The 15,306-nt window shown below is 54.0% G+C and carries 14 protein-coding genes; 9 read left to right on the top strand and 5 right to left on the bottom strand.

The genetic code is table 11. The annotated features are described in order from the left end of the window. Positions 1-266: 266 nt before the first annotated feature. From BM155_RS12855 to BM155_RS12845, 3 genes are read right to left on the bottom strand one after another with little or no spacing between them, the layout of a single operon-like run. The gene (locus BM155_RS12855) at positions 267-1,373 is read right to left on the bottom strand and encodes an ABC transporter permease (protein ID WP_067151658.1); all 1,107 of its coding nucleotides are present in this window, start codon (positions 1,371-1,373) and stop codon (positions 267-269) included. Then, the gene (locus BM155_RS12850) at positions 1,370-2,329 is read right to left on the bottom strand and encodes an ABC transporter ATP-binding protein (protein ID WP_217641533.1); all 960 of its coding nucleotides are present in this window, start codon (positions 2,327-2,329) and stop codon (positions 1,370-1,372) included. Before BM155_RS12850 ends, BM155_RS12855 begins: the two co-directional genes overlap by 4 nt. Continuing rightward, complete coding sequence (locus tag BM155_RS12845; RefSeq protein WP_254773188.1) at positions 2,319-3,332, bottom strand: HlyD family secretion protein; 1,014 nt, start codon at positions 3,330-3,332, stop codon at positions 2,319-2,321. Before BM155_RS12845 ends, BM155_RS12850 begins: the two co-directional genes overlap by 11 nt. A 479-nt stretch (positions 3,333-3,811) precedes the next feature. On the opposite strand from BM155_RS12845, the gene BM155_RS12840 reads away from it, so the two are divergent. The 9 genes from BM155_RS12840 to BM155_RS12800 all read left to right on the top strand — a co-directional run bounded on the left by BM155_RS12840 (position 3,812) and on the right by BM155_RS12800 (position 11,354). After that, the gene (locus BM155_RS12840; protein ID WP_074903547.1) at positions 3,812-4,405 is read left to right on the top strand and encodes a helix-turn-helix transcriptional regulator; all 594 of its coding nucleotides are present in this window, start codon (positions 3,812-3,814) and stop codon (positions 4,403-4,405) included. Further along, positions 4,402-4,833: a CsgE family curli-type amyloid fiber assembly protein gene (locus BM155_RS12835; protein ID WP_074903545.1), complete on the top strand. Its 432-nt coding sequence runs from the start codon at positions 4,402-4,404 to the stop codon at positions 4,831-4,833. The genes BM155_RS12840 and BM155_RS12835 overlap by 4 nt, the downstream gene beginning before the upstream one ends. After that, complete coding sequence (locus tag BM155_RS12830) at positions 4,833-5,252, top strand: curli assembly protein CsgF (RefSeq protein ID WP_074903542.1); 420 nt, start codon at positions 4,833-4,835, stop codon at positions 5,250-5,252. The genes BM155_RS12835 and BM155_RS12830 overlap by 1 nt, the downstream gene beginning before the upstream one ends. 43 nt (positions 5,253-5,295) lie before the next feature. After that, a complete protein-coding gene (locus BM155_RS12825) occupies positions 5,296-6,165 on the top strand; it encodes a CsgG/HfaB family protein (protein WP_074903540.1) in 870 nt (289 codons plus the stop codon). Between the two features lie 4 nt (positions 6,166-6,169). Beyond that, positions 6,170-6,694 (top strand): hypothetical protein, encoded by a 525-nt coding sequence (locus tag BM155_RS12820; RefSeq protein WP_074903538.1) that lies wholly within the window; start codon positions 6,170-6,172, stop codon positions 6,692-6,694. A 36-nt stretch (positions 6,695-6,730) separates the two neighbouring features. Next, on the top strand, positions 6,731-7,621 hold the full coding sequence (locus tag BM155_RS12815) for a hypothetical protein (protein ID WP_139223261.1): 891 nt from the start codon (positions 6,731-6,733) through the stop codon (positions 7,619-7,621). Positions 7,622-8,080: 459 nt separating this feature from the next. Continuing rightward, positions 8,081-8,965 (top strand): hypothetical protein, encoded by an 885-nt coding sequence (locus BM155_RS12810; protein WP_139223260.1) that lies wholly within the window; start codon positions 8,081-8,083, stop codon positions 8,963-8,965. A gap of 155 nt (positions 8,966-9,120) precedes the next feature. Continuing rightward, positions 9,121-10,011 carry a hypothetical protein gene (locus BM155_RS12805; protein ID WP_083421186.1) on the top strand — a complete coding sequence of 297 codons (891 nt, stop codon included), beginning with the start codon at positions 9,121-9,123 and terminating at the stop codon, positions 10,009-10,011. A 464-nt stretch (positions 10,012-10,475) separates the two neighbouring features. Then, positions 10,476-11,354 (top strand): hypothetical protein, encoded by an 879-nt coding sequence (locus tag BM155_RS12800; protein ID WP_074903530.1) that lies wholly within the window; start codon positions 10,476-10,478, stop codon positions 11,352-11,354. Between the two features lie 55 nt (positions 11,355-11,409). Here the strand turns inward: BM155_RS12800 and greA are convergent, their stop codons facing one another. Continuing rightward, positions 11,410-11,886: a transcription elongation factor GreA gene (greA, locus tag BM155_RS12795; protein ID WP_067151625.1), complete on the bottom strand. Its 477-nt coding sequence runs from the start codon at positions 11,884-11,886 to the stop codon at positions 11,410-11,412. A gap of 119 nt (positions 11,887-12,005) precedes the next feature. Beyond that, complete coding sequence (carB, locus tag BM155_RS12790; protein ID WP_067151622.1) at positions 12,006-15,236, bottom strand: carbamoyl-phosphate synthase large subunit; 3,231 nt, start codon at positions 15,234-15,236, stop codon at positions 12,006-12,008. Positions 15,237-15,306 lie beyond the last annotated feature (70 nt).

The following is a 15,306-nucleotide window of genomic DNA, read 5'->3' as shown; positions in this document are numbered from 1 at the left end:
AGGACCTCTGATGAATTCGCGTGAACACTATGGTAGCTTCCGGGGCGCTCAGGCAATAGGACGGACATTTCGAAAACGCACGAGTACTTCCCTGTAGCTCCGACGGATATATCCCTGTATCCCACGGTTTCGAAATGCCCGCCCTATCACCTGAGCTTCACATCCGCCCCCGAAGCGCCTCTGCCACCAGAAAGTGACTTAATCAGAGGTTCCTTAACCTTTTATATTTGAAATAATATTTTCCAATAAAGCAGATCAAAGACCACCTAATCCAAGCTTTTCCTAAAGCGTGATACCGCCAACACCATCATCAACACAATAAACACCAGCAGTGCCACCCAGTCCTGCCACAACTCCACGAGTTCAGCACCGCGCAGCATAATGCCGCGTATCAGGCGAATAAAGTGAGTCAGTGGCAGCAATTCGGCTATCCATTGGGCAGGTTCGGGCATACCCTCAAAGGGAAACACAAAACCGGATAGCAGTATCGACGGCACAAAGACAAAAAAAGTCATCTGTATGGCCTGAAACTGGGACTGAGTAGCAGTGGAAATCAGCAATCCCAGACTGAGATTGGCAAAGATCAGCAGCAACGCCGACAGGTAAACATCCAGCAGACTGCCGCGAATCGGGACCTGAAACAACAATACACCCGACAGCAGTATCAGACTTGTCTGGATTAGGCCGATAGCGCCGTAGGGCAGTAACTTACCCAGCATCAACTCGCCCTTACTGACCGGTGTGGCGATCAGCAGTTCCATGTTGCCCCGCTCCCGTTCGCGCACTATGGCAACGGCCGTAAACATCATCATGGTCATAGTCAGAATGATGCCAATCAACCCCGGCACAATAGTGATCGCCGAAACCCGCTGCGGGTTGTAAAAGGCCACGACACTGATCGGCAGCTCGGGCAGTGGTATCGAAGAATCCCTCGGGCTTCCGGGCGTATAAGTGAGCGGCATCTGCGCCAGCTGCAAGGCCGCGTTCTGCACCACAGTGTCACTACCGTCCACCAGGACCTGAACCGAAGATTCTCCCAGGGCCCGGCGGCGTTCGAAATCCCAGGGAATCACCACGCCAACACTGATCTCACCCCGGCGCAGCATACTCATCAGTTGCTGTGGGCTCTCGGCATCCTTGACAGGTTCAATAACACCAGTGGCCAGCATATCCATAACCACCTGGCGCGATCCGCTGGTGAGTGCCTGATCAGCAATGGCGGCGGGCAGATGGCGCGGATTCAGATTGATCGCGTAGCCGAACAGCACCAGCTGCAGTATGGGCATGCCGACAATCATCAGCAGTGTGATATGGTCCCGACGCAACTGACGCAGTTCTTTGATGACAACTGCCCAGAGCCTGCGCCAGTTCACTCGGATTCCCCGCGCAGCTCAACGGCTTTGTGTTCGTTGGTGGCGGCAACGAAAACATCTTCCAGACTCGGTGTGGTGGCACTCACCTCGGCACTCATCCCGGCTGCGGCAAAGGCCCGCTCAATGCGACCCGCACAGTCTCCCACTTCGTCACAAAGCACCCGCAGGCTGTTGCCAATCTGTGCCGCGCTGATTACGCCTGACACCTGCATCAACAATTGTTTGGCTTGGCGCGGGCGCTCGGCGCTCACTTCCAGCGTGCGCCCTCTGAGCGCGCCGGTCAGGTCCGCTGGCGTCCCATCCGCCACCAAGTGACCTCGATCGAGAATCGCCAGTCTGTGGCAGCGCTCAGCCTCATCCATATAGTGGGAAGAAACCAGTATCGTTGTGCCCGCATCCGCCAGCTCGAACAGTTTCTCCCAAAAATCCCGGCGGGATTCCGGGTCCACCGCGCTGGTAGGTTCATCGAGAAATAGCAGGTCCGGCTTGTGAACGATGCTGCCCGCAAGTGCCAGGCGCTGTTTCTGACCGCCGCTCAAGGTGCCCGCCAGCTGGGAAGCGCGCCCGGCGAAACCGTATTCCTGCAGCAGTTCTTTCACCCGGAGAGAAGCCTGCCGGCGCGACAAGTTTTGCACCGCGGCAAGAAATTGCAGGTTTTCCCACAAAGTCAGGTCGGTAAACAGTGAAAAGTGCTGTGTCATGTAGCCGATATGCTGGCGCAGTTTCTCCGCTTGTTCCGGTATGCGCAGACCGAGTACTTGTATATCGCCGTCACTGGGCGTCAGAAGTCCGCACAGCATGCGGATGGTTGTGGACTTGCCCGAACCATTGGGCCCCAGAAAACCGTATACTTGGCCGCGGGCGACAGTGAGATCCACATCCGCCACAGCGCGCAAGCGGCCAAAAGTTTTGCTCAAATTACGCGCCCGGATGGCAATCTCCACGTCATTTGTCATCCGCACCCTCCTCGTACTGGGTGAACGCCGCCCATAGAGGGAGACCAGCGGAAAAATCCGCGGCGTCCTCGCCCAGCTGAATTTCCGCCAGGTAACTCAACCGCGCCACATCGTCGCCAGTCAGCGCATAATAAGGAGTGAAACTCGGCTCGCTGCGTATCATACGCACGCGGCCGGCAAAACGTTGCTCCACGCCATCGATATAAACCCAGGCAGGATCACCGACCTGGATACCGGGCCGCAGGGGCTGTGGAATATAAACGCGGGCATAGGGCGCTTCTCCCACCAGCATAATCGCCAGGGGACCACCCACCGGGGCCTCATCGCCAAGCTTGAACGGCAGAGTATCTACCAGCCCGGCTCTGGGCGCCTGCACTGTGAGTTTCTGCAGCAGCACAGACTGTGCCTCAGCTTCCGCGCGCGCCTGTGCCAGTGCCTCCTGTGCTTGTACAATCTCTTCGCTGCGGGTTCCCCGCTGCAACTCCAGCAAAGCCGCTCGGGCGGAATCCACCCCGGCACTGGCACTGTCAGCAGCGGCTTCGGCACGGTCGATATCCGCTTGAGAGATATAATCCCTGGTGCCCAGAGCCAGCAGGCGACGGTAATTCTGCCGGGCGTCTTTCTCTTCCGCGACAGCCGCAGCCAGACTAGCCTCGGCGCGCTGGATTTCCTCGATACGCGGCCCTACCTGCAGCTCTTCCAGCAGCGCTTCATTGCGCGCCACCTCCGCTTGGGCCGCCGCCAGCTGTGCCCGTGTGCGCCGGTCATCAAGCCGCAACAACACCTGTCCGGCACTGACTCTCTGACCTTCACGAACTTCAATTGCGACAATTTTCTCCGCTGCTGGCGCCGGAAGTGCTATGCGGTTCCACTCCAGAGTACCCAATGCGCTATCTGGTTTTGTTTCACAACCGCTCAACAAGCCGCACAGCACCACCACATACAAAAAGGAACTCCATCGTCCGCAGGAACTCACGAAGTGCCGCAAGATAGAACTCATCATAAAAAAACAATTCCGCTGCACTGCAACCCTTATCAATTTTAATTACCGGAGGTTTTAAGTTGTGTTTTGCCGCGGCAGTCAACATATAGCATATGTAAAATACTTTCTTATTACTAGATCAAACTTTTTCGGCTATTTTTAAAGCAAATCCCAATCCAGGATCACCGGTTCTTGGCGTATTCTTAAACACTCTTGGTCACCGGCAAAAGATCAAGCCCTCCTGAAAAAATCAATCATAGAGATCTTAAAAACTGACACTTTTTTGCCTAACAGCACGCTGTCAGCGTCTACACTCCAAACTAACTTCTCATGCTCTAGGTTATTTCACCTATATTTACTAACAGATGTCATAAAAACCACCTTGATGAAATGGCATCCAGGCCAAGAGCTGAGAGAAAAGTATCGCGACATCCATTCGCGAGATGGATCCAGATTCCGTTTTTTGCGTATCGATCCAACCAAGGAGAGGTAAGAGGTATATGCCGGTTCTTTTTGTTAGCAATTCCGGCCTACATGGTGAATTGCTGTTTTCTCTGATTTCCAAGTCACTGCCGTACAATTGGGAGAAAGCCGAGATAGGAAAACAGTGTCACTGTCTTCAACACTACCAGGCAATCGTCATTGATTGCTGGCAGCTGGCCACAAACCCGAATTTAGATCAGATTCTCTCCCAGTTGAAAAACGTCTCCCACCCAAGAATCCTTCTGATCAATTTCCCCAGTGATCTGTCCGGCAATTCGGCTGAAAAATTTAAACGGCAGAATTTTCGCCTGCTGTGTGACTCCAAGACAAGTCAGGAAAACCTGATCAAGAAGCTTGAAGCGGCAATTCAAAATACAGAAGACCATCCTTCTGAAGAAAAGCAAAGCGTACCTATTCTAACCCGGCGAGAGCAAGAAATTCTGGTACAGCTCACTAATGGAGAGCCGAATAGCGTTATCGCCTCCAAGCTTCATCTTAGCGAGCATACAGTGAAGAATCATATGTACAACATATTCCGCAAGATTGGAGTAAAAAACCGACTACAGGCCAGCAACTGGGCCAAATTGCACCTACAGGCTGAGCGAATATGAGGGCACTGATACTCCTGCTTCCACTGCTTTCTGCCTCGGTGTCGGCACAGGAAACCGATGTAAATGGCGGCACGCTTGAGGAAAACGACGGCCGTATCGAAGATGAAATCAGCGGCTTTAATATCGACCGCACCATAACCCGAACAGGGCACGACTTTGTTCGTTACATGAGTGAATACCGAAACCTTCACTACCCGGACAGTACCTACAACCTAACGATCCATGAGCGCCCTTCCGCCAGATGGGGAAATCTGATCTGGATCACCTACAACAACAAGACCGTATTCCGTCGGTTTATCAGCCCGAGCACTAACGATATCCGACGCCTAGCCGAAGAGGCATCGATACATATTCACGAAATGGTACTGCAAGAAAAAGTGCGCAGTGCCCTAACGGATCACTTTGATTTAGGTAAGGACGAGTTCTAATGAAAACCGTAAAAATAGCTGGCCTGACTTTAGCCCCCGTACTTTTCCTGATCTTCACACCGCTATCCGCCACGGAGCTGATCTATGAGCCAGTAAACCCAAACTTTGGCGGCAATCCTCTCAACGGCAGTTATTTGCTCAATAACGCCCAGGCACAGGATCGTCACAAAGATCCTGACCGGCTAGACACTCTCTACGAGCAGCCCAGCGCCCTGGATCGGTTTACCGACTCCCTGGAAACCCGCCTGCTCAATCAGTTGCTTACGGATGTCGGAAACGGCAACAGCGGCGAACTGATCACCGACGACTTTATTGTGCAGATCGTCGACAACGATGGTGTATTGACGGTACTGGTGACTGACCGGAGCACCGGCGATAAAAGTGAAATCATTGTAAGCGGGTTAAATCCCACCAATTAAAAATTCTGCAGGCTTACGCAGGAATAAAATCAGGAGATAGGCAATGCGTACTGCAATAAGAATTTTTGCTTTGCCCGCACTAGCGCTGATAGCCACCTTAAGTGGATGCACGACAGTTAAGAGCACCGGCGACGCCCTGTTCGGTCCGGGGCTATCTGAGGCGCAATTAACCCCCAGAAACAGTACCTACAGAGACCTACTCAACCTGCCGACCCCCAAAGGAAAGATACTGGCAGCGGTATATAGCTTCCGCGATCAAACCGGACAGTACAAGCCTTCGCCCAACAGCAGCTTCTCAACAGCTGTTACTCAGGGCGGAGCCTCTATGTTGATGGATGTTCTGAATGAATCAGGGTGGTTTATCCCCCTGGAGCGGGAGGGGCTGCAAAACCTGCTGACGGAACGGAAAATTATCCGTGCAGCACAGGCCAAACCAGATGCTCCCGCCAATAACAACGTCCCTCTTCCATCACTGGTGGCCGCCAATATTCTCCTAGAGGGCGGGATTGTCGCCTACGACACCAATATCCGCACCGGCGGTGCGGGTGCCCGCTACTTCGGTATTGGACTCGATGATCAGTACCGGGTCGATCAGGTCACCGTAAATCTGAGAGCCGTCGATATCCGCTCGGGAAGGGTATTGCATTCAGTATTAACATCGAAAACTGTCTATTCGAAAGCGATTTCCGCGGACGTCTATCGCTTTGTCAGCTTCCGTCGCCTGCTGGAATTAGAGGCTGGCACCACTACCAACGAACCCGCACAGCTGGCAATGCTGTCTGCGATGGAATCGGCAGTAATTCACCTGATCGCCGAGGGCATAGTCAATAATTCCTGGGCTCTGGCAAACCCCGATGATATTAACAACCCCGTGCTGCAGTACTACTTGAATGAAAGCACTCACATTATGTAATCAAATGAAACTTGAAAATTTAGTCAAAGCTTTGTTCCTGCTCTCGGCAACTGGCGCTTGGGCAGCAGACCTGGACTCAGTATCGGAACTGGCTGCGACCAGTGAGCTGGAGTTCCAAAATACCATTTCCACTGCCAACCTTGGAGTAATCTATCAGGAAGGTAATCTGAATCAGGTAGACGCCAGCCAACTCGGTACCCTGAACTACTTGTCCGCCCTGCAGGAAGGCTACCGTAACTACCTTTCCGCGTCCCAGGCAGGCAATGAAAATGTCGTGATCTCCCGCCAAAAGGGAGAAGATAATATCGCCGCTCTGCTCCAGGCGGGATACGAAAACCTGATTCTCATCAATCAGATAGGTTTTGCGCACCAGGCGGGTATTGCTCAATTCGGTATTCAAAACTCCGCTCAGGTAAATCAGATTGGCGCCTATCACAATGTGGATATTTATCAGAGTGGCAACGGACTTCATACATCCGTCACCCAAAAGGGGACCGCAATTACCACCATTATCAATCAGTACAACTGATACCCTACGGTTATTCTTAAATATTAGGCCATCGCCGTGAAACGGTTTTCTGTCACAATCGCAATTTTGACATTGCTCACAAGTAATAAAATAAATGCTGCCAGCAACAGCGCAGAGCAAACACAGAGCGGCTCCGGAAATACCGCCTACGCCGAACAAATAGAACCCGGCGCCCAGGGCAACAGCCTGTTACAGGAGCAAAACGGCGCCTTCAACACTGCCGATGCCAGTCAAAGCGAGGAGGCTGAAAGTACAATAAAACAGACTCAGCACGGCTTGTTGAATCAAGCCGCCACCCTGCAGCTGGACGGCTCTGATAATCAAAGCCATATATTCCAGGTCGGCGTACTCAACGAAACCATAACATTGCAAGCAGCCAGTGCGAACAGTACGGCGGTTGCCGTCCAGGTAGGCTTCAATAATAACGCGGAAATCCACCAGATTATCGGGACCGGCAACATCGCACTAATCGAACAACGCGGTCAGGTCCATAGTGCCACCATTAGCCAGAATGGCACCTTTCACGGCGAAGCCTATATAGATCAAGAGGGTATTGATCACAATGCCGATACCACCCAAAGTGGTACCGGACATTTTTCCAGTGCAAGTCAACAGGGAGCTTTTAATCAGGCGAGCACAGACCAAGAAGGTTACGCTCAAGAATCCGATATTGCTCAGAGCGGTTTTTCCAATGAAACGCTGGTGGGCCAAACCGATTGGTACAACAGCGCACAAGTCACTCAAGATGGTTTCTTCAACAGTGCCAATGTCATTCAGACAGGAGCCTTCAGCATGGGCGGTAGCCATCTATCCATTATCGGACAGTCCGGCGGGTTAAATGGGGCGACAGTTATCCAGAGCGGCTTTTCGTCAACGGCAATTGTGACCCAATTTGGCAACGGCAACTCAGTGTCCCTGAAACAGTAAAAATTGGCAGTCCGGCACTCAATCCTTTTCTTCTGACGTTTTAATTGCCTCCTATCCTCAGAACAGATTGCGAAACGCACTTTTTTCCTAGAGTTTCGACACTTCCCTCCTATAGCGAGCCTCCGCTTAAGGGGCAAAAATCAACTTAGCATCTGATCACTTTTTGAACAGACTGATTTGTGTTTTATCAACCTGTACTCAGTCAGACTTTCTCTCCTCTATTCAGCTGCGGCATTACCACCCAAAAGCCGCACAGCTGCTGGAGAAGAGCACAGCCAGAAGATGGGATGAACTTCGGCATAGCAACAGATTGTCGATTTTCGCGGCATAGTCGGTCCCTGAATCCGAACAGAGCGCGCTGTGCCGCAACCCAATATGGCGCTGGGATCAGTGCCATCACAAATCAGTATGAGTAGTACTGATATGTCCAACGTCGGAAGTAAGTCAAAGGAGCAACTGATGAAGACGTTTACCCCCATCGCCGCAGCTGTACTTTTTGCCGCCAGTGGCAGTGTACTCGCGGCCAACAACACCGCCATCCAAAACCAGGTAGGCGTTGGCAACCTTCAAGCTGCCGTCCAAGTCGGCATTGGCGTGGATGACAACACCATCGTGCAAACCCAGACGGGCTTCTTCAACTCGGAGACCGCATTACAGACTGCCGGCGAAAATAACAGCACGATTACACAAACCCAGGTTGGCGCTGTGAACGTAGCTGTATCCAACCAGACCGCAGGCGCTCTCAACAACGCCAGCATCACTCAGGTGGGCGCAGGTAACGTGGGCGTAACCACTCAGGCAGCGTCGCTACTCAGTAGCGCTAACATTCAACAAACGGGCTTTTTCAACCTCGGTGAGGTCACCCAGACCCTGAGCCTGTTGGATAGCGCCAGCATTACTCAGGTCGGGGTTGGCAACGCAGGTAATATTTTGCAAACCGTCAGCGCCCTTAACGACGCTAACATCCTCCAAGCAGGCTTCGGAAACAACGCCGATATCACCCAAACCCTAGCACTCGGGAACGATGCCAACATAATCCAGGTCGGCTTTGCGAACAACGGTGTTATTGGCCAGGCTCTCTCAGTCGGTAGCTCTGCGCTGAAATTGCAAGTCGGTGTAGGCAACATCGGTGACATTAATCAAACAGGCCTCGGCCATGTTGCTGCGGAGCTGCAATTTGGCTTTGCCAACGTCAGTGAAACCGACCAAGTCGGCTTCTTCCACAACTCCACCACAACTCAACTGGGCGCACTCAACATCCACGATACGAACCAGTTCGGTTTCGGTGAAACAGCCGTGGCCACCCAAGTTGGTTTTGGCAACGTTGGGATTATCAACCAGTAACCACACGTACAACCAGTCCCTGGGCGGCCCTTGTGGCCGCCCGCCGTTTACAAACAGTTGGGAACTGGTAAGCCGGCCTGCAAATCACACAAGTGGATACTTGAGCAGCCGGGAAACACAGAAATTCTACGGGTGAAGCAGTAAAGGAGTCACTAGTGAACCCCATATCCCCTATAGCCGCGGTATTACTACTGGCCGCAAGCGGCATAGGATTGGCGGCGACCAATACCACCGAACTCAACCAGAACGGCACGGGCAACACTGCCACGGCCGACCAAACAGATCCAGGCGCCACAGACAACTTTATTTCACAGCAACAAACAGGCAGCTTCCACAACGCCAATGCCCTGCAGCAGGCCGAAGTAGGGTCGAGTATTTATCAGGTTCAGGACGGCAACTTGAACAGCGCCTACACGTTGCAACAGGACGGCGCCTATAACAGTGCATACATCCATCAGGAAGGCTCAATTAATGACGCTAGCATCTACCAGCTTGGCAGTCGGGACAGCAATTCTTGGATAATCCAGTCCGGCTTTGGTAACCAGGCAGAAATCGCGCAGATACTGGGAACGGGAAATGTTGCGCGAATAGAGCAGTACGGCCAAGTACACAACGCCTATATAGGACAGAACTCCAGCTTCGATTCCGACGCCTTCATATATCAGGAGGGCACCGGCAACGAGGCACAAATAGCCCAAACTGGCAGCAGCCACTTCTCGGCTATTCAGCAAATAGGCTCCTCCAACCGCGCCTATACAGACCAAAGTGGCATGCATCATGAAGTCGACATACTACAGAGCGGACTCGGTAACGAGACCTATGTGGTGCAGGTGGACTGGGGTAGCAGTGCCAAGGTATCCCAGAATGGCTTCAATAACAGCGCCAATATCGTACAGTCCGGCGCCCTCGGCCTGGGTGGTGGCCACCTGGCCATTGTCAGCCAATCCGGCGGCCTCAATGAAGCTACCGTTATCCAGAGCGGTTTTTCCGAGACAGCTATCGTAAACCAAATTGGCAGTGGCAATACCGCAATAGTTGTTCAGTAATTCAGAAACATTCCGAAGAAATGAATTTACAACGCAGCGCCTGGCTGTGAGCAGCGGATTGTTTAAACCAGCTTCAAACGTTTGAACTGTAACTTGTCAGGAGGAATCTGCCTTCTCGCACCCTGAAAATTCACGCTATTGCGGAAACGGAAGAACCTGAGTTCTAGGAATCCGAACTTTTTTCCTAGAATTTCGACACTTCCCTCCTATAGCGATCATCCGTGAAAACGACAAGACTCTATCAGGCCAGGTTACTTTTTGTACACCACTGTGCAATCAGCGCTCGCCAAACTCGTTGCCGCCACTGTGAAGCGGTGGTAGCGATCGCTGCAGAGCCATCTTCCACAATGGAAGCTGGCTGCATCCTACAGTGACTCGACACGGCGCAGGGAAGAGTGCTGTGTAAATCAGTCAGTATGCCCACACGAGTTAATTCAACGTCGGACGTAAGCAAGGAGCAATTCATGAAGACGTTTAGCCCCATAGCCGCAGCAATAATTTTTGCCGCCAGCGGCAGTGTATTTGCGGCCAACAACACCGCTATCCAGAACCAAGTCGGTGTCGGCAACCTCCAAAACGCCACCCAGGTAGGTATCGGTGTGGATAACAACACCATCATGCAAGGCCAAGTAGGATCCTTCAACGTGGAAGTCGCCTTGCAAACCGCCGACGAGAATAACAGCACCATCCAGCAGAACCAGGATGGCACTGCAAACCTAGCCACCTCCACCCAATCCGGAGGCGCATTCAACAACGCCAGTATCACTCAAGTAAATGAAGGCAACGACGGTACAACCGTCCAGACAGTTTCAGTGCTCAGCTCCGCCAGTATTGAGCAACAGGGATTCTTTAACGTGGGGTTAATCACCCAGAATCAGAGCCTGTTGGACAATGCCAACATCAGCCAAGTAGGGACAAGCAACACCGCCAATATCTTGCAATCATTTAGCGCTCTTAACGACGCCAATATAAATCAGGTCGGGACTATGAACGACGCTGATATTTCCCAGACGTTGTTGGGTAACGATGCAGACATCTTCCAAAATGGTTTTATGAACGTAGGTAATATCATCCAGGTGGGATTGTTTAATACGGCGTTAAAAGTGCAAAACGGCAGCTTCAACCTGGGAGATATCACCCAACTGGGCGTGGGCCATATCGGTTTGGAATTCCAGACCGGCGACTCGAACCAAGCCCTCACAACTCAGACAGGACTGGGCCACTACTCTCTAACCAACCAGCAAGGCGAATTCAACAGTCATGACACCGTCCAGTTGGGAGTGGGAGAAACGGCGATGGCCACCCAAATCGGCACACTCAATGTCGGGTTCATCTCTCAGTAAACTGCGCCAATAAAAAGGGCGGCTTGAAGCCGCCCTTTTTATTACAGAAAAAAAATCAAAGATGTTCGACGGCGTCTATTTCGTATTCCACCGCGCCGGAAGGCGTGTTCACCACCACAACATCTCCAACCTCTTTGCCAATTAAAGCGCGGGCAATGGGTGAATTGACGGAGATCTTGTGATTCTTAACGTCCGCTTCGTCGTCGCCCACAATCTTGTAGGTAACTTCCTGGTCGCTCTCCACGTTGATGATGGTTACCGTGGTGCCGAAAATCACTTTATCGCTGGGCTCTATGGCCTTCACATCGATGATCTGGGCGTGAGACAGTTTGCTCTCTATCTCCTGGATACGCCCTTCGATAAAGCCCTGTTTTTCCCGCGCGGCGTGATACTCCGCGTTTTCCTTCAAATCGCCGTGTTCGCGTGCCTCAGCGATAGCCTGAACCACAGCGGGGCGCTCCACTTTTTTCAGTCTTTCCAGTTCGGCGCGCAGGGCTTCCGCGCCCTCAACCGTCATTGGTACCCGGTTCAATTGGGACCTCCAAATTTTTCCACAAGAAAGCCAGGCTTCGCCAACGGGCGAAACCTGGCCGCGATTTCAATCAGATTTTTGTAGAAGCGGCCACTGGCCGCATTCAATCCAAGGGCCGGTTATTCCGGCAGTTTGACCACGCGCTGGTGCAATTCCTGCAGGCGGCGAACCTTGAGAACTTCGTCCTGCTGCATGGCGAGCGCCATGGCCTTGGCTGCGGCCAGCGTAGTGGTGTAGCACACTTGGTGATTCTCCGCGCTGCGGCGGATATCGGCAGAATCGCGAATGGCTTGACGCCCCTCGGTGGTGTTGACCACCAAGGCGATCTCATCGTTTTTGATCATATCGACGATATGGGGGCGGCCCTCGCTCATCTTATTGACGGTTGTAACTGGAATACCGGCTTCTTGCAAGACCTTGGCGGTCCCGCGGGTAGCCACCAGCTCAAAGCCGAGCGCTTCCAGGTCGCGCGCCACATTCACCACCGCCGGCTTGTCGAAGTCTCGCACGGAGATGAATACCCTGCCAGATTCCGGCAGCTTGTCGCCGGCGGCCAGCAGGCCCTTGTCGAACGCCTCGGCAAAAGTCTCGCCCACGCCCATGACCTCGCCAGTGGACTTCATCTCCGGGCCGAGGATGGGGTCCACTTTGGGGAATTTGTTGAATGGGAATACCGACTCCTTCACGGAGAAGTAATCCGGCACTATCTCCTCGGTGAAACCCTGATCCGCCAGGCTGATACCAGCCTGACAGCGGGCAGCCACCTTGGCCAGGGACGTGCCAATGCACTTGGACACAAAGGGCACGGTACGCGAAGCGCGCGGGTTCACTTCGATCACATAGATCTCGCCATCCTGATAGGCCAGCTGCGTGTTCATCAGCCCCACAACACCCAATTCCCGGGCCATGGCCTTGACCTGTTCGCGCATTCTGTCCTGCACTTCCGCCGGCAGACTGTAGGGCGGCAGGGAGCAGGCGGAGTCTCCGGAGTGCACACCACACTGCTCGATGTGCTGCATAATGCCGCCGATCACCACATCTTTCCCATCGGAAACCGCATCGATATCCACTTCGATTGCGGCATTGAGGAAGTGGTCCAGCAGCACCGGCGCCTCGTCAGATACCTGTACCGCCTCTTTCATGTAGTTGAGCAGTTCGTCTTCCTTGTAGACGATCTCCATGGCGCGGCCCCCCAGCACGTAGGAAGGGCGCACCACCAGCGGGTAACCTACGTCCTTGGCCGCCTGCACGGCTTCGGACACGGAGCGTACAATGGCATTCTTGGGCTGTTTCAGGCCCAGGCGCATGATCATCTGCTGGAAGCGCTCGCGGTCCTCCGCGCGGTCGATCTGCTCCGGGGTGGTGCCGATAATGGGCACGCCCTCTGCGGCTAAGTAGCGGGCCAGATTCAGCGGTGTCTGGCCGCCGAACTGTACGATCACGCCGGTCGGTTTTTCCTTCTGCACGATTTCCAGTACATCTTCCAGGGTCACCGGCTCAAAGTAGAGGCGGTCGGAAGTGTCGTAGTCGGTGGAAACCGTCTCCGGGTTACAGTTGACCATAATGGTCTCGTAACCGTCCTCACGCATCGCCAGTGCCGCGTGCACACAGCAGTAATCAAACTCGATGCCCTGGCCGATGCGGTTGGGGCCACCGCCGAGCACCATGATCTTTTTCTTGTCCGACGGATTGGCCTCGCACTCTTCATCGTAAGTGGAGTACATATAGGCAGTGCTGGTGGCAAATTCCGCCGCGCAGGTGTCCACCCGCTTGTAGGCAGGGAAGACACCCAGTTTGTGGCGGAGTTCGCGCACTGTTTTCTGACTGACACCCAGCAAGTCGGCCAGGCGCTTGTCGGAAAAACCCTTGCGCTTCAGGAAGCGCATGCTGCGGGCGTCCAGAGCCGATGTGGGCAGGGTCTTGAGCGGCTCTTCTATTTTGATCAGTTCCTCGATCTGCACCAGGAACCAGGGGTCGATCTTCGACAGCTCGTACACCTGTTCCACACTCATGCCCATGCGGAAGGCGTCGCCGAGATACCAGATACGCTCAGCACCGGGCACAGACAGCTCGCGGCGCAACCGTTCTTTTGCACCTTCGTCGTTCGGATCTATTTTGCTCTCCAGGCCGAAGCTGCCCACTTCCAGCCCGCGCAGGGCCTTCTGCAAGGATTCCTGGAAGGTACGGCCGATCGCCATCACCTCGCCGACGGACTTCATCTGGGTGGTCAGGCGCGCGTCCGCCTCGCCGAACTTCTCAAAGGTAAAGCGCGGTATCTTGGTGACCACGTAATCGATGGATGGCTCAAAGGACGCCGGGGTGGCGCCGCCGGTGATGTCGTTCTGCAGCTCGTCCAGGGTGTAACCCACGGCCAGCTTGGCGGCCACCTTGGCGATGGGGAAGCCAGTGGCTTTGGATGCCAGGGCGGAGGAACGGGAAACCCTCGGGTTCATCTCGATCACCACCATGCGCCCGGTTTTCGGGCAGACGCCGAACTGTACGTTGGAGCCACCGGTCTCCACGCCGATCTCGCGCAACACCGCAATAGAGGCGTTGCGCATCAGCTGGTATTCCTTGTCGGTCAGCGTCTGCGCCGGCGCCACGGTGATGGAGTCACCGGTGTGTACGCCCATGGGGTCGAAGTTCTCGATGGAGCAGACGATGATGCAGTTGTCGTTCTTATCGCGAACCACCTCCATCTCGTACTCTTTCCAGCCGAGCAGGGATTCGTCGATCAGCAGTTCGTTGGTGGGGGAAAGGTCGAGGCCGCGCTTGCAGATTTCCTCGAACTCCGGCCAGTTGTAGGCCACGCCACCGCCGGAACCACCCATGGTAAAAGACGGGCGGATAATGACCGGGAAGCCGAACTCTTCCGGCACTTTCATCGCCTCTTCCATAGAGTGCACAATGCGCGCCCGCGGCGTTTCCAGGCCAATAGCCCGCATGGCCTTGTCGAACAGGTCCCGGTCTTCGGCTTTTTCGATGGCTTTCTTGTCGGCGCCGATCAGCTCTACACCAAACTTTTCCAGCACACCATGCCGATCCAGGTCCAGGGCGCAGTTGAGCGCCGTCTGGCCACCCATGGTGGGAAGAATCGCATCCGGGCGCTCCCGCTCGATAATCCCGGCCACGGTGCGCCATTCCACCGGTTCAATATAAGTGGCGTCGGCCATGGCGGGGTCGGTCATGATGGTGGCGGGGTTGGAGTTCACCAGGATCACACGGTAACCCTCTTCCCGCAGTGCCTTACAGGCCTGGGCACCGGAGTAGTCGAACTCGCAAGCCTGGCCGATCACGATGGGTCCGGCCCCGATTATCAGAATGCTTTTGATGTCTGTGCGTTTTGGCATCTTTCTTCCGTTTCACTCCGGCCTGTTACCGGTAGATCTCACAATTGAATTTCGATTCTGGGGCCGCGGG

This window comes from Microbulbifer thermotolerans (genome assembly GCF_900112305.1).
Classification (GTDB): Bacteria; Pseudomonadota; Gammaproteobacteria; order Pseudomonadales; family Cellvibrionaceae; genus Microbulbifer; species Microbulbifer thermotolerans.
Note: the sequence above shows the minus strand (reverse complement) of the source record. Positions and strands in the feature narration are given on the sequence as shown.

Coding starts and splice junctions, on each gene's coding strand:
- BM155_RS12850 (WP_217641533.1), bottom strand. CDS start 2,329: ATGACAAATGACGTGGAGATTGCCATCCGGGCGCGTAATTTGAGCAAA.
- BM155_RS12845 (WP_254773188.1), bottom strand. CDS start 3,332: ATGATGAGTTCTATCTTGCGGCACTTCGTGAGTTCCTGCGGACGATGG.
- BM155_RS12840 (WP_074903547.1), top strand. CDS start 3,812: ATGCCGGTTCTTTTTGTTAGCAATTCCGGCCTACATGGTGAATTGCTG.
- BM155_RS12835 (WP_074903545.1), top strand. CDS start 4,402: ATGAGGGCACTGATACTCCTGCTTCCACTGCTTTCTGCCTCGGTGTCG.
- BM155_RS12830 (WP_074903542.1), top strand. CDS start 4,833: ATGAAAACCGTAAAAATAGCTGGCCTGACTTTAGCCCCCGTACTTTTC.
- BM155_RS12825 (WP_074903540.1), top strand. CDS start 5,296: ATGCGTACTGCAATAAGAATTTTTGCTTTGCCCGCACTAGCGCTGATA.
- BM155_RS12820 (WP_074903538.1), top strand. CDS start 6,170: ATGAAACTTGAAAATTTAGTCAAAGCTTTGTTCCTGCTCTCGGCAACT.
- BM155_RS12810 (WP_139223260.1), top strand. CDS start 8,081: ATGAAGACGTTTACCCCCATCGCCGCAGCTGTACTTTTTGCCGCCAGT.
- BM155_RS12800 (WP_074903530.1), top strand. CDS start 10,476: ATGAAGACGTTTAGCCCCATAGCCGCAGCAATAATTTTTGCCGCCAGC.
- carB (WP_067151622.1), bottom strand. CDS start 15,236: ATGCCAAAACGCACAGACATCAAAAGCATTCTGATAATCGGGGCCGGA.